A 13,881-nucleotide genomic window follows, 5' to 3' on the forward strand; every position below is an offset into this window, starting at 1 on the left:
ATTTTCATCTAATCAGAAATGAGCAAGAATACAGCTATCATAAATAAAAAAGATTACCTCGAGATAAAAGATTTGCTTATCAGGCTAAAACAAAACCGCGGAATACTTATCAAATCAGCCGCTATTGCCTTTTTGGTAGGTGTATTTTTTGTGGTATTTACTCCGAAGGTATATAAAACTGAAGTTAGTTTGTTAGCTGAATCCAACTCTAACAGCCCGGCAAATGGGTTAATGGGACAACTGGGAAACCTTGCAGGATTTGACGTAGGAGGTTTAATGGGCCTGGATATGAGTGGAAGTAACAACACTGCTTTAACCCCTGACTTATATCCGGAAGTGGTAAAGAGTACAACTTTCCTTATCGATATTTTACAGGAAAACGTGTATTTACCCAAAGAAGATCTGACAGTGTCGGTTGGCGAATACCTGCAGGAACATACCAAACCGTCTATTGCCGGATGGCCGGGTTATGCCCTGAGCTTGCTAAAATCAAAGGGCGAGAAACGAATGATCCCTCAAAAAAACGAAGGAGAACCTTTAAATCTTTCTCAGGGCGACCTGGATTTGATCAAGGGACTGGCCAATACCATAACAGTAAACATTATTAAATCGGAAGGTGGAATTACAGGTGGCGACAGTAAAATTATTAAAGTAAGTGTGGAACAACAGGATCCGTACGTTTCAGCGTTATTAACCGAAAAAGTAATCGCCAGTTTAAAACAATACATTATTGATTATCACACCAGCAAGGAGAAAAAAGACCTTGCGTTTATCGAGGCCCGGTATCAGGAAGCCAAAGCCCGGTATTTTGAAAAACAGGAAGCTTTAGCCGATTACGATGACAGTAATGTTAACGTAATTCTGGCATCAGCAAAATCGCGCCGTGACAGGCTGGTTACTGAAAGCACTTTGGCCTCAAACCTCTATAAAAGTCTGGCGCAGAAGCGAGAACAGGCACAAATACTCGTACAGGATAAAACACCGGTATTTACCGTAATTGAACCGGCAAAAGTGCCCCAACAGAAAAGTAAGCCCAAAACAATGTTCACAATTATCAGCCTCACACTAATAGGTTTGTTCGCAGGTACTTGTATAGTTCTCTGGAAGGAATTTATCGTTTCAAACGGTACAAATAACATTGATTAATTTCCCAAAACCAATACGTTCTACCTTAATTCCAACTACATACTCGAAAATAAAAAACGAAATGGTAGAAGGATGTGATATAAATTAAGACCATTGACAAAAATGTTAATTACCGAATAAAATAAACCCACAATACCATCGTTTAAAATCTAATGCAAAAACAAACCCAAAAAATAGTTACACTCCTCTTGTTTCTGTGTATCGCTCCTTTACCCGGCTTATTTGCCCAATCAATTAGTCTGGAGTCAAACACTTTGGCAGGCACAAAAGGCCAGCTGCCGTTTTGGCTATGGGCCAACCAGCTCGGACAATTCGATAAAAACAGCAGTGCAATACAAAACTTCAGTTTAAATGCCTTTCATGAGCAACAAATTGGGGCTTCTGATTTTAAATATAAAGTCGGACTTGATCTGGATCTGCTACTGGCCGACGAAAACGACATCCGTTTCACCCAGCTTTTTGGAAGCATGAGCTGGAAGTTTCTTCAACTGCAAGTTGGCGCTTTCCCCGAGGATGAAGTTTATGCCGGACTGTCAACCACTAACGGGAACCTGGCAGCATCGCGTAATGCACGTCCTCACCCAAAAATAAGAGCTGGTTTTAACCGCTTTGTTCCGGTAATGACAGAATGGTTTTTTATTAATGGCTTTTATGAAGAGGGCATACTCAACGACGATCGGTTTGTAAAAGATACTCATTTACACCGGGGAGCCTTATACTTTCGCTTTGGTCAACCAAAATCGATACAGGTAACAGTTGGCATTGAACATTTTGTCATGTGGTGGGGCACCCATCCTGTCTACGGTGAATTTCCGGGCTGGGAAGCATACTTCGAATATTTAACAGCCAGTGCTGGTGGCAATAAGGTTATTGAAGAAGAACAACTTAATGCGATGGGAAACAGTTATGGGGTTTATCAGATGGAATTTAAGAAAACGTGGGATAAACTGAATGCAACACTATATATCAGCCATCCTTATGAGGATCACTCCGGAATGGAATTCGTTAATTACCCGGATAACCTGATTGGTATTCACCTTGATTTTAACAAAAAGCAGGCTCACTTAAAAAATATTGTGCTCGAATATTTCCATACCAAAAACCAAAGTGGAGCTTATCTTATCGGCGAAGCTCCTGACGAAAACGGTCGTGGTCGGGGAATTGATGATTATTTTAACCATGGGCTTTACCTTTCAGGTGCCACCTATGATAAAATGGCAATGGTAAGTCCGCTGTTTGGTCCGGTAGTTATTGCAGATGGCACCAGCAGAGGATTTGAAAGTACACGTTTTGCAGGGTTCCACCTTGGCTCGGATGGGTTATTTTCTGAAACCTTACACTGGAAGGCACTGCTCACCTATTCCAATAATTTTGGCCGGCACAATGGCCAAGGAGGCACAACGATCGAACCATCCCGAAAACAAGTATCAGCCCTGGGGCAGGTTTCCTGGCAACCACCCACCAAAAAGTTGAGTATTTCAGCATCTGTTGCTACCGACCATGGAAGTCTTTACGATAATGGAGTTACCACTACACGGTTAGGTGCAATGTTTTCATTCAAATATCACTTCACTAAATAAAATTTTCAGCCCCCTGTCGTTAATAAAATATGCTAACAATCTACCCTCTAAAAGTTTATGAATAAAGATGTTTATCACAACATTTTGATTAGATTTTGATCTTTTTCTGAGCAAATATTCTTATTTTAATTAAATTTCTTTAATTTTAACCTCGTTAAAACGATCTAACTAATTAAGAACACGTACCAATTCATAATTAACAGACCTGGAAAACACAAAAAACATCATAGTATTTCGTTATGGAAATAATCCTAATCCTATCTGCACTTATACTTGGTTTTTTGCTAGTTTTAATAGCAGTACCACCAATCATTCGTATCGCTATATCTAAGCGATTATTTGAACCTTTTGAAGAAAGAAAAGTTCACACAAAAGTTGTTCCTCCACTTGGAGGTGTTGCTATTTTTATTGCTTTTACATTAAGTGCCATCTTTGCAACTGACGGATTAGAGTTTACGGAATTTAAATACATTCTTGCAGGAGTAATAATAATGTTTTTTACCGGTTTAAAAGATGACCTGATTATTATCTCAGCCCGAAAAAAATTAATTATTCAAATAGTTGCGGTCATTTTGCTCATCTCCTTTGCCAACATTCACTTCACAAATTTGCATGGTGTACTTGGGGAACACAAAATTGGCCATATAACTGGAATATCAATATCACTGTTTGCAATGATCGTTATTATAAACGCATTTAATCTAATTGATGGTGTTGATGGGCTGGCGTCCGGTATAGGCACGTTGGCTTCATTGGTATTTGGCAGCTGGTTTTATTTAACCGGTAACTATCCTTTAGCCATTATGGCATTTGCGCTGGTTGGCACGCTTTCAGCTTTCTTTATTTACAATGTGTTTGGCAATTCCAACAAGCTGTTTATGGGAGATACCGGTTCGCTGATAATCGGATTTCTAATTTCAATAATGGTTGTTTCTTTTAACGAACTGAATCTGACCGCACCGGAGCCTTACCGCATAGTTGGAGCACCGGCTGTTTCATTTGCAATCATTATTGTTCCTCTTATTGATACACTAAGAGTAATGACCATACGGATAGCCCAACGTCGCTCACCCTTTTCTCCGGATAAAAACCATATCCATCATCGTTTGTTGTCCTTGCTTCATTCGCACTTAAAAGTAACATCAACCATTTTGGCAGGTAACCTTGTGTTAATTGCAATTGCACTTGGCCTCAACTACTGGCAGCTAAATGTAAATCTGCAGTTTGTTATTATTTTCCTTGTTGGCCTTGGCTTCTCAATGATTCCATCTTATATACTACGTACAAAAAGGACTAAAAAAGCTTATTCTTCGTAAGGACCAGAATTCGATATTCTGATTGATATGATGATCAGTAACGTGAGTTATTGTTTTTCTTATCGGTTATTCTATTGAGCCAATTTGAAAACACTCTGTTCTAAATTGATGGGGAACTCTGGAGTTCAAAAGTCTTCGTTGTAAACAATAATTCAACAGCTTCAACCTCATTCAATCTTTCCTCAGTCCTCCTCTCCTCATTCTTATTTTCCTCCTCATTAATTTGTCAAACTCCCCCCCTAACTACCCTTTTTCATTTGTTGCATAACACTTTTATTTCTGATTAATAACATTTTATAGGCAGTGCTTTTTATGTAAATTTAGAATAAACCATAAAAATTGACTGCCATGCCTAAAATTCGTAGAATTGATGCCCTCAACTACCACAAGAAACATCGCCCCGGGAAAATAGAAGTAATACCAACCAAACCGCACAACACACAATACGATCTTTCGCTGGCTTACACACCAGGGGTTGCCCAACCTTGTCTCGAAATTGAGAAAGACAAGGATAACGCTTATAAATACACCGCAAAAGGTAACCTCGTTGCCGTGATTTCGAACGGTACTGCTGTTTTAGGCTTGGGAGATATCGGGCCCGAAGCCGGAAAGCCGGTCATGGAGGGAAAAGGTTTGTTGTTTAAGATTTTTGCCGACGTGGATGTTTTCGACATTGAAGTGGACGAAAAAGATCCCGACAAACTTATTGAAGTGGTTAAAGCGATAGCTCCAACGTTTGGAGGTATTAACCTGGAAGACATAAAAGCTCCCGAATGTTTCAAAATTGAAGAAACATTGCGGAAACAACTCAATATTCCTGTTTTTCACGACGACCAGCATGGAACAGCGATAATTTCTGCTGCGGCACTTCTCAATGCTTTGGAGCTGAATAAAAAGCTTATTGAAGATATTCAGGTGGTTGTTAGCGGTGCCGGAGCTGCGGCCGTATCATGCGCTAAATTGTATATCAGCATGGGTGTTGAACCCGAAAATATTGTAATGGTAGACAGCAAGGGAGTGATTAACCGCGAACGTACCGACCTGAATGAGATCAAACAACAATTTGTTACCAACCGAAAAATAAATACGCTGGAAGAGGCCATGAAAGATGCCGATGTATTTCTCGGACTTTCGGTTGCCGACGTGGTCAGTAAAAAAATGATCAAATCGATGGCTAAAGACCCAATCGTTTTTGCCATGGCCAACCCCGATCCGGAAATCTCTTACGAAGACGCTACTGCTGCAAGAAAAGACATTATTATGGCTACCGGGCGCAGCGATTACCCCAACCAGATCAACAACGTCCTGGGGTTCCCTTTTATTTTCAGGGGAGCATTGGATGTGCGGGCGACCACCATTAACGAAGAAATGAAAATTGCGGCCGCAAAAGCATTGGCAAAACTGGCTAAAGAATATGTGCCTGAAATGGTGGCCAAAGCCTATAACATGAAAAACATTGTGTTTGGCAAAGACTACATTATTCCAAAACCGCTTGATCCACGTTTGATAACCACAGTTTCTTCAGCTGTGGCACATGCTGCCATGGAAACCGGAGTGGCCCGTAAGCCTATAAAAAGCTGGACAGCCTACGAGCGGGAATTAACCGAACGTTTGGGAATAGACAACCGTTTGATAATGGGCATTCGCACTAAGGCAAAACAAGATCCAAAACGGATTGTATTTGCCGAAGCCAACAGTTTCCGCATCCTTAAAGCGGTTCAATTTGTAATTCGCGAGGGAATAGCAAAACCAATTCTGTTGGGCAACAAAGAGAAAATTCAGGAGCTGATAAAAGAAAACCAACTCGATATTGACAATGTTCCAATCATCGACCTTTATGAATCGGTAAGCGACGAAAAACGCCATCACTTTGCAAAAATCCTCTACGAAAAACGAAAACGTAAAGGGATGACCTATAATGAGGCGGTAGAAAAAATGTATAACCGCGACTATTATGGATCGATGATGGTGGAAACAGGTGAAGCAGATGCTTTTATTTCTGGATTTTCCAGAAAATATTCTTCAACCATTCGCCCTACTCTGCAGGTGATTGGAGTAAAGAAGGATTTTAACCACATTGCAGGAATGTATATGCTGTTAACTAAAAGCGGCCCCTTATTCCTGGCCGATACAACAGTAAATATGAATCCTTCGGCACAAACACTCGCCGACACCACATTACTAACCGCAGCCGAAGTTCGTAAATTTAATATCGAGCCACGCATTGCGCTCCTGTCATACTCCAACTTTGGAGCCTATAAAGGAGAAGGTAGCCCTGTTCGGGTAAAAGAGGCTGTTCAGTATTTACAAGAACAATATCCGGATCTGATCGTTGATGGTGAAATGCAGGCCAATTACGCGTTGAACGGAAAGTTGAGGTATTCGCGTTATCCGTTTAATAAACTGGGCGACCAGGATGCTAATACGCTTATTTTTCCCAACCTGAGCTCAGGAAATATAACCTACAAAATTTTACAGGCATTGGGGCCTTACGAGGCGATCGGTCCCATTTTGATGGGCATGAATAAACCCATCCATATTTTACAACGCGACAGTACTGTACGAGAGATCATCAATATGACTGCCATTGCTGTTATTGACGCGCAGGCCAGCAGTACCCTTGAAGATTAAATTTCTCGCTTTAAAATAAAGAATGCCGGAATCAGCTGAATTCCGGCATTTTATTTTGATCACTATCTTTTTTATCCACATTAAAATCCTACTCCAATTCCCAAACTGAAATAGGGTTCCCAATCTTTGTACGGTGAGTTTTTATGGTTTAACACATCAAACAACACTTGTGCGTTTAACCATACATTAGGAGAGATTGGTTGGCTGTAACCACCTCCAACGTAAAACATGGGCACTAGTTTTCGATCCTCAGGAAAATAAAACTTATAACTCATCAATTCGAATTCAGTGTGAGTATATAGACGTGGTGTAACTCGATATCGACTAAAAATACTGGCTCCGTAATTCGATCCGTTCTGATCTTCGGCATCACCACCATAACTAACATACTCGTACGATACCTGTGTTCCAACCGACAACTTTGGTGTAAGTTTATAAGCCACGAGGGGCTGAGCACCAATAACACTGTAATTTTTGCTAAAATTCATAGTTACATATCCGCCGTAATAAATTCGGCTTTTGTCGAGCTGGGGTTTGGGTAAACTTGTTTCGTTCTGTTGATCAACAGTGGTGGTATCTTGTACCTGTGCAAAACCAGATACGGAGAAAAAAATAAATACAACAAGTAAAAATGAGATTTTCATAGCTTGTGGTTTTAAATTAATGACAATAAGATACACATAATTTAGGTTTCGGAGCAACAATTTCAGCTATGAAAACAAACGAAAAAACTTCTCCGTGTGAAAAATTGCAATCTCGTATCATATTTTAAAATTCAACACTATTTTTGCTCTTATGAACATCGACAAATATCCATCGCGACTGTTGGAGGCCGCTGTAAACGAGTTTTCGAAATTGCCCGGCATTGGCCGAAAAAGTGCATTACGGTTGGTTTTGCACCTTCTGCGGCAAGACAAAGAAGATGTTAATTCGTTCGGCAACAGCCTCATACAACTACGAAATGAAATAAAACACTGCAAAGTTTGCCATAACATTTCGGATAACGACACTTGCCAGATTTGCTCCAATCCATCGCGCAACGAAAGTATAATTTGCGTGGTGGAAAACATCCGCGATGTAATGTCGGTGGAAAATACACACCAGTTTAACGGACTTTACCATGTGTTGGGAGGTATTATTTCGCCGATGGATGGAATTGGCCCGGCCGAACTGGAAATCGATTCGCTTATTGAACGGGTAGATTCAGGCAAAGTTATCGAAATCATACTGGCACTTTCAACCACCATGGAAGGCGATACCACCAACTTTTACATCTACCGGAAGTTAAAGGGTAAAGAAGTAAAAATCTCTACACTGGCGCGAGGTGTTTCCATTGGCGACGAACTGGAATATACCGACGAGATTACACTTGGCCGCTCGTTAATGAACCGCGTACCATTCGAAAGTTCGCTGGGAAAATAAATTACGCATCAGAAAGCCGGTTTCTTTCTGTTATGAAAAGGAAATCTTACATTTGAGAGTGATTAGTAATCAACGATAAAAGTAGATTTCCATGGCTGCAACGTTATAAGCGGCCAGTCTATTTGAAAACGCCAGTGCAAAAAGATGGATATTTCAATTGTCATTGTCAACTACAACGTAAAACATTTTCTGGAACAATGCCTCCACTCGGTGGAGAAGGCTTTGCAGAATGTACAGAGCGAAGTTTTTGTTGTTGATAATAACTCGGTTGACGGCTCAGCACAGTTGATTACTGAAAAGTTTCACAAGATTAATTTCATCCAAAACACTGAAAACGTAGGTTTTTCAAAAGCCAATAACCAGGCCATTCGGCAGGCAAACGGGAAATATGTTTTGTTGCTGAACCCTGATACCGTTGTAGAGGAAGACACTTTTGAAAAGGTACTTTCATTCATGGATGCACACCCCGATGCGGGCGGTCTGGGTGTAAAAATGATTGATGGCAAAGGCGTTTTTCTGCCTGAATCAAAACGGGGATTACCAACTCCCTGGGTGGCCTTTTATAAAATGTTCGGTCTTTCAAGGCTTTTCCCAAAGTCACGTAAATTCGGCAAATATCATCTCTCATTTTTGGACAAGGATGAAGTTCATGAAATTGATGTGCTGGCAGGTGCTTTTATGTTGCTTCGTAAGTCGGCACTCGATAAAATTGGATTGCTGGATGAATCCTTTTTTATGTATGGCGAAGATATCGACCTTTCGTACCGCATTCAAAAAGGAGGATATAAAAATTATTACTACCCCGAAACAACAATAATCCATTACAAAGGAGAAAGCACAAAAAAGGGTTCGCTGAATTACGTGAAGGTATTTTACAATGCCATGATCATTTTTGCGCGTAAACATTTTTCGGGAAGTAAAGCAGGTGTTTTTGCTTTTCTCATTCATATGGCTATTTATTTCAGGGCTTTGCTTTCTGCGTCAAAACGCGTTCTGCAAAAACTGTATATACCGCTTATTGATGCATTGCTGATTTTTGTCGGATTCTGGCTAATCATTCCAAGCTGGGAACAATTCCGCTTTAATCAACCGGATTATTATCCGCCCGAATTTTTACAAATTGTGGTACCGGTTTACTGCTTCTTTTATTTATTGGGCATTCGGTTTTCGGGAGGTTACAATAAGCCCGTTAGCATTTACAAAGTGGGCCGTGGAATACTCTGGGGGCTAATTTCACTTTTATTGGCCTATTCGCTGGTAGATGAACAGTACCGCTTTTCGCGCGCCTTAATTTTGTTGGGCACTGCCTGGTCGGGAATCGTTCTAATCGCCTACCGTTTGCTGGGGAACTCGCTTAAACTGAGTGATTTCCGACTGAACTCGCAGCGCACACGTAAAATTGCTATTGTAGGCCATTCGAAAGAAGCACGCCGCGTTCAGCAGATTATTGAAGAAACCCGGATTCGATCGCAAATGGCAGGTTTTATTGCGCTCGACAGTAGCGATAAAGGCACAAATTATATGGGTGAGTTAAGCCAGTTGGAAGAGATTATTCGTATAAACCGTATAGATGAGATTGTTTTTTGTGCTGAAAACATCAGCTCGGCCGAGATCATTAAAGCAATGCTCGACCTTAGCCGTTTGGATATTGATTACAAAATTGCGCCTCCCGAAAGTGCGAGTATTATCGGAAGTAATTCCATTAATACTGCAGGCGACCTTTATGTGGTTAACCTCAATGCGATTTCAAAATCGGGCAATAAGCGTAAAAAAAGGTTGTTTGATCTGTTTGTTGCGCTGTTGATTTTATGCCTAAGCCCGATTCTTATCTGGTTCGCAAGCAATAAAGGATATTTTTATAAAAATCTTTTCAGCGTAATTTTTGGGAAGAAATCCTGGATTGGATACATACCGGGCGCTGCCGATGAGAATAAACTTCCAGCGATGAAAGATGGAATCCTTCATCCGGCCGACAGGTTTTCCGGGTTACAATTAAATAAAGAAAAATCGGTGCAGTTAAACCGGTTGTATGCAAAAGATTACAAAGTACTTTCGGACATTGAAATTTTGTTGAAAGGCTGGAGAAATCTTGACCGTTAATCATTAAAAACAACGAAAATGAAAGAGAAGCTAAGCTTTGGAAAAATAATACTCCGCCCCCTTGAACCGGAGGACATTGACCTGTTGTACCAATGGGAGAATAACACTGAAATTTGGGAAGTTAGCAACACAAAAACGCCGTTCTCGAAACATATTCTTGCCCAATACCTGTTGGAATCGGCAAAAGATATTTACGAAACCAAACAGCTTCGTCTGGTTATAGAGACGACTGAAAACAAGCCTGTCGGAGCCATTGATTTATTTGATTTTGAACCCTTTCACATGCGGGCCGGAGTTGGTATTCTTATTCACAATAGCGATGACCGTAAAAAGGGTTACGCCGGCGATGCACTCCATGCCTTATCCAACTATGCTTTCGAATTCTTGGGATTAAGACAATTGTATGCCAACATCACTTCCGATAATTGGGGAAGCATACAGTTATTCGAAAAAGCAGGATTTACGCGCAGTGGCATAAAAAAAGACTGGATTAAAACTTTCTCCGGCTGGAAAGATGAGCTGTTTTATCAGAAGTTTTTGGGTTAAAGTTCAAGTCTATCCAAGAAATCAATCACGACCAATACTTTTTTTTGCACCGTCTTTCAAGGCGGTGACCTAGAATATTCTACTTTAATCTGATTTTTTAGGATTTTGGTAATTTGAAATTTACTAAAATCCTAAAAAATCATTGTTCCCAACTTTGTTACTTAACACCGCTCTAAAGAACGGTGCAAGATTAATTCAAAATACTGGTATCTCTTTCAAAAAAGAATAGCTGTTCTTTTCGTAGTCGATCTCACAGGCAAAGTGCTGCATTCCGTTCGACACCACTACCCGCTCAACACGTAAAGCCATGTTGTAGCGCACCACCTGATCAAAAGCGTTCTGTGTAATTTTTACATTTGGTGCCTTAAACTCGGCAATCAAGTGTGGATTTCCGTTTCGCTGATAAATCAACAAATCGAAACGGCGTTGTAGCTGGTTAACTTTGATTTGCTTTTCCACAGCCATTAAATTCTGCGGATAATTCCGTTCCTGTATCAAATATTGAATAAAATTCTGGCGCACCCATTCTTCCGGCGTCAGCACCACAAATTTTTTCCGTATCGTATCAAATATCCAGGTTTTTTCGTTTTCTGTTTTTGTTCGGAAATCATATTCCGGCAAATTCAGTTTGTACATAATCTTCTCAATAACTTATTAAATGAACTTGGCTGGCGAGCTCTAAAAATGTACATTTGTGTTCGCCTTAAAACCAAAGGTATTCCTATTTGTTCAAAGGTAGAATAATTCAGCTTATGAAGACGAAAAAAGAAATTGTTGACAACTGGCTACCGCGATATACCGGCAAAAAACTAGACGAAATTGGCCAGTATATTTTGCTCACTAATTTTCAGGATTACGTTGAACGATTTGCACGCAAGTTTGAGGTTCCGGTTGAAGGGACTGACAAAAACATGCCCAGTGCAACTGCCGAAGGCATTACCATGATCAACTTTGGAATGGGAAGCCCTAACGCAGCAACAGTAATGGATTTGCTAAGTGCAATACATCCAAAAGCTGTTTTGTTTCTTGGAAAATGTGGTGGATTAAAAAAGAAAAATCAGCTGGGTGATTTTATCCTCCCAATTGCCGCCATCCGTGGCGACGGGACATCGACGGACTATTTGCCGCCGGAAGTTCCGGCATTACCTGCATTTAACCTGCAACGTGCGGTTTCGCATATTCTCCGAAATTCGGAGCAGGATTACTGGACGGGCGTGGTATTAACCACCAACCGTCGGGTTTGGGAGTTCGACAACCGGTTTAAAAAATACCTCAAAAAAACAAGGGCAATGGCCATCGACATGGAAACAGCAACCCTGTTTACCGTTGGTTTTGCCAACCAAATACCAACCGGAGTTTTGTTACTGGTTTCCGATCAGCCCATGATTTCCACCGGCGTTAAAACCGACAAAAGCGATCAGTATGTTTCTTCATCGTATGTGGAAAGGCATATTCAGGCCGGAATCGATGCCTTGCTGGAGATTAAAAACCACGGACTTTCTGTAAAACACTTACGATTTTAAGATGGAGTTTAGCGACATACTGCACAACCTGAAAAAAGGCATCTACCACCCCATTTATTTGCTTCAGGGTGAAGAGGCATATTTTATCGATGAACTATCGGATTATATTGAAGACAATGTGCTTACCGATGCTGAAAGAGGATTTAACCAAACCATATTTTATGGAAAAGATTCGGATCCGGTTACCATAGTAGAAGCATCGTTGCGTTTCCCGATGATGGCGAGTAAGCAGGTTATTATTGTGAAAGAAGCGCAAAGCCTGAGCAAAATAGAAACGCTTACATCGTATGCTGAAAAACCATTGGCTTCAACCATTTTGGTATTGGCTTACAAATACAAAACCCTTGATTCGAGAACAAAACTGGCCAAAGCCATAAAAAAGAACGGTGTACTTTTTACCTCAAAGAAATTGTACGAGAACAAAATTCCGGGCTGGATTGATGGCTTTTTGAGAACCCATAATTACACCATCACGCCGCAGGCCGCGTTATTACTTACCTCATATTTGGGAACGGATTTAAGCAAAATTGCCAATGAATTAAACAAGCTGGTAATTGCCGTAAAAGACACCACCAAAATCACTCCCGAGCATATTGAAAAAAATATCGGGCTAAGCAAAGAGTTTAACATTCTTGAGCTTCAGAATGCTTTGGGAGAAAAGAATGTGCTAAAAGCCAACCGGATCATCAATTATTTTGGTGCTAATCCAACACTAAATCCAATTCAAAAAACCGTGGCCGGATTGTATTTTTATTTTTCAAAACTGTTTACCTATCATTTCCTAAAAGACAAATCGGAACGAAATGTTGCCGCCGAACTTCGGGTTCATCCTTTTTTTGTAAAAGAATATGTGTCGGCAGCCAAACGTTACTCCCCTACCAAGCTGTACGAAATTATGGGTATTTTACGCGAATACGATATGAAAAGTAAAGGTTTTAACGTATCAACAATGGTTGAAACCGGAGACTTGCAGAAAGAAATGATCTATAAAATTTTACACTAAATGATAGTATGGTTCATCATCGGCGTAACAACCGTAATCTCATATATTGCCTTTCAAAACCGCGAGTTATCGGCAAAGCTACAATTTAACGCGGCGCAAATTATCCACCGCAATGAATACTACCGTTTGGTGAGCCATGCCTTTGTGCATGCCAACTGGTCGCACCTGGGCGTAAATATGCTGGTTCTTTATTTTTTTGGACGAAATACTGTTGTTTATTTTGACTACTATTTTGGAACTAAAGCCACGGCATATTTTCTTCTGTTGTACTTCGGAGGTATTTTGGCCTCCAATATCTGGAGCCTGATAAAGCATAAAAACAACTATTATTACAATGCAGTTGGCGCTTCGGGTGCTGTTTCTGCGGTGTTGTTTGCAACTATATTTTTTCAGCCCTGGGAGCCTTTGTATTTATTTGCAGTGATTCCCATTCCCGGAATTCTGTTTGCCGCCGGTTACCTTTTTTACTCCTACCAAATGAGTAAACGACAATCGGACAACGTGGCACACGATGCCCACTTTTTGGGAGCTGTATTTGGTTTTATTTTCCCGATTTTACTAAAGCCTGAATTATTCAGCCGCTTTATCGACAATCTGTTTTCGTTCCTGTAATT

12 protein-coding genes are annotated in these 13,881 nt (G+C 40.6%); 10 read left to right on the forward strand and 2 right to left on the reverse strand.

The window, feature by feature from the left end; genetic code table 11:
* Positions 1-18: 18 nt before the first annotated feature.
* The 4 genes from G4420_RS10925 to G4420_RS23650 all read left to right on the forward strand — a co-directional run bounded on the left by G4420_RS10925 (position 19) and on the right by G4420_RS23650 (position 6,673).
* Positions 19-1,146 carry a GNVR domain-containing protein gene (locus G4420_RS10925; RefSeq protein ID WP_163323680.1) on the forward strand — a complete coding sequence of 376 codons (1,128 nt, stop codon included), beginning with the start codon at positions 19-21 and terminating at the stop codon, positions 1,144-1,146.
* A 152-nt stretch (positions 1,147-1,298) separates the two neighbouring features.
* Complete coding sequence (locus G4420_RS10930; protein ID WP_163323681.1) at positions 1,299-2,726, forward strand: capsule assembly Wzi family protein; 1,428 nt, start codon at positions 1,299-1,301, stop codon at positions 2,724-2,726.
* A gap of 281 nt (positions 2,727-3,007) precedes the next feature.
* A complete protein-coding gene (locus G4420_RS10935) occupies positions 3,008-4,042 on the forward strand; it encodes an MraY family glycosyltransferase (RefSeq protein WP_163323682.1) in 1,035 nt (344 codons plus the stop codon).
* A 348-nt stretch (positions 4,043-4,390) separates the two neighbouring features.
* Positions 4,391-6,673: an NADP-dependent malic enzyme gene (locus tag G4420_RS23650; RefSeq protein WP_163323683.1), complete on the forward strand. Its 2,283-nt coding sequence runs from the start codon at positions 4,391-4,393 to the stop codon at positions 6,671-6,673.
* An 80-nt stretch (positions 6,674-6,753) separates the two neighbouring features.
* Here the strand turns inward: G4420_RS23650 and G4420_RS10945 are convergent, their stop codons facing one another.
* The gene (locus tag G4420_RS10945; RefSeq protein WP_163323684.1) at positions 6,754-7,317 is read right to left on the reverse strand and encodes a hypothetical protein; all 564 of its coding nucleotides are present in this window, start codon (positions 7,315-7,317) and stop codon (positions 6,754-6,756) included.
* Between the two features lie 151 nt (positions 7,318-7,468).
* On the opposite strand from G4420_RS10945, the gene recR reads away from it, so the two are divergent.
* From recR to G4420_RS10960, 3 genes are all read left to right on the forward strand, one after another.
* Positions 7,469-8,095, forward strand: coding sequence for a recombination mediator RecR (gene recR, locus G4420_RS10950; RefSeq protein WP_163323685.1), 627 nt, complete (start codon positions 7,469-7,471; stop codon positions 8,093-8,095).
* A gap of 144 nt (positions 8,096-8,239) precedes the next feature.
* Positions 8,240-10,195, forward strand: a complete 1,956-nt coding sequence (locus G4420_RS10955) for a glycosyltransferase (RefSeq protein ID WP_163323686.1) — start codon at positions 8,240-8,242, stop codon at positions 10,193-10,195.
* Positions 10,196-10,213: 18 nt separating this feature from the next.
* On the forward strand, positions 10,214-10,741 hold the full coding sequence (locus G4420_RS10960) for a GNAT family N-acetyltransferase (protein ID WP_163323687.1): 528 nt from the start codon (positions 10,214-10,216) through the stop codon (positions 10,739-10,741).
* A gap of 195 nt (positions 10,742-10,936) precedes the next feature.
* Here the strand turns inward: G4420_RS10960 and G4420_RS10965 are convergent, their stop codons facing one another.
* On the reverse strand, positions 10,937-11,377 hold the full coding sequence (locus G4420_RS10965) for a type I restriction enzyme HsdR N-terminal domain-containing protein (protein ID WP_163323688.1): 441 nt from the start codon (positions 11,375-11,377) through the stop codon (positions 10,937-10,939).
* 116 nt (positions 11,378-11,493) lie between these two features.
* Here G4420_RS10965 and G4420_RS10970 point away from each other — a divergent pair, with 116 nt between their 5' ends.
* Genes G4420_RS10970 through G4420_RS10980 form a run of 3 tightly spaced genes read left to right on the forward strand, consistent with a single transcriptional unit; the run spans position 11,494 to position 13,879 of the window.
* On the forward strand, positions 11,494-12,264 hold the full coding sequence (locus G4420_RS10970) for an AMP nucleosidase (protein ID WP_045030024.1): 771 nt from the start codon (positions 11,494-11,496) through the stop codon (positions 12,262-12,264).
* 1 nt (position 12,265) lies between these two features.
* A complete protein-coding gene (holA, locus tag G4420_RS10975; protein ID WP_163323689.1) occupies positions 12,266-13,267 on the forward strand; it encodes a DNA polymerase III subunit delta in 1,002 nt (333 codons plus the stop codon).
* Positions 13,268-13,879 carry a rhomboid family intramembrane serine protease gene (locus G4420_RS10980; RefSeq protein ID WP_163323690.1) on the forward strand — a complete coding sequence of 204 codons (612 nt, stop codon included), beginning with the start codon at positions 13,268-13,270 and terminating at the stop codon, positions 13,877-13,879.
* Positions 13,880-13,881 lie beyond the last annotated feature (2 nt).

The sequence above is a fragment of the Draconibacterium mangrovi genome, assembly GCF_010586825.1.
Classification (GTDB): domain Bacteria; phylum Bacteroidota; class Bacteroidia; order Bacteroidales; family Prolixibacteraceae; genus Draconibacterium; species Draconibacterium mangrovi.

What these genes read in the sequence shown, in the direction of transcription:
- recR (WP_163323685.1), top strand. Translation starts at nt 7,469, where the DNA reads ATGAACATCGACAAATATCCATCGCGACTGTTGGAGGCCGCTGTAAAC.
- G4420_RS10965 (WP_163323688.1), bottom strand. Translation starts at nt 11,377, where the DNA reads ATGTACAAACTGAATTTGCCGGAATATGATTTCCGAACAAAAACAGAA.
- G4420_RS10930 (WP_163323681.1), top strand. Translation starts at nt 1,299, where the DNA reads ATGCAAAAACAAACCCAAAAAATAGTTACACTCCTCTTGTTTCTGTGT.
- G4420_RS10960 (WP_163323687.1), top strand. Translation starts at nt 10,214, where the DNA reads ATGAAAGAGAAGCTAAGCTTTGGAAAAATAATACTCCGCCCCCTTGAA.
- G4420_RS23650 (WP_163323683.1), top strand. Translation starts at nt 4,391, where the DNA reads ATGCCTAAAATTCGTAGAATTGATGCCCTCAACTACCACAAGAAACAT.
- holA (WP_163323689.1), top strand. Translation starts at nt 12,266, where the DNA reads ATGGAGTTTAGCGACATACTGCACAACCTGAAAAAAGGCATCTACCAC.
- G4420_RS10955 (WP_163323686.1), top strand. Translation starts at nt 8,240, where the DNA reads ATGGATATTTCAATTGTCATTGTCAACTACAACGTAAAACATTTTCTG.
- G4420_RS10925 (WP_163323680.1), top strand. Translation starts at nt 19, where the DNA reads ATGAGCAAGAATACAGCTATCATAAATAAAAAAGATTACCTCGAGATA.
- G4420_RS10970 (WP_045030024.1), top strand. Translation starts at nt 11,494, where the DNA reads ATGAAGACGAAAAAAGAAATTGTTGACAACTGGCTACCGCGATATACC.
- G4420_RS10980 (WP_163323690.1), top strand. Translation starts at nt 13,268, where the DNA reads ATGATAGTATGGTTCATCATCGGCGTAACAACCGTAATCTCATATATT.
- G4420_RS10945 (WP_163323684.1), bottom strand. Translation starts at nt 7,317, where the DNA reads ATGAAAATCTCATTTTTACTTGTTGTATTTATTTTTTTCTCCGTATCT.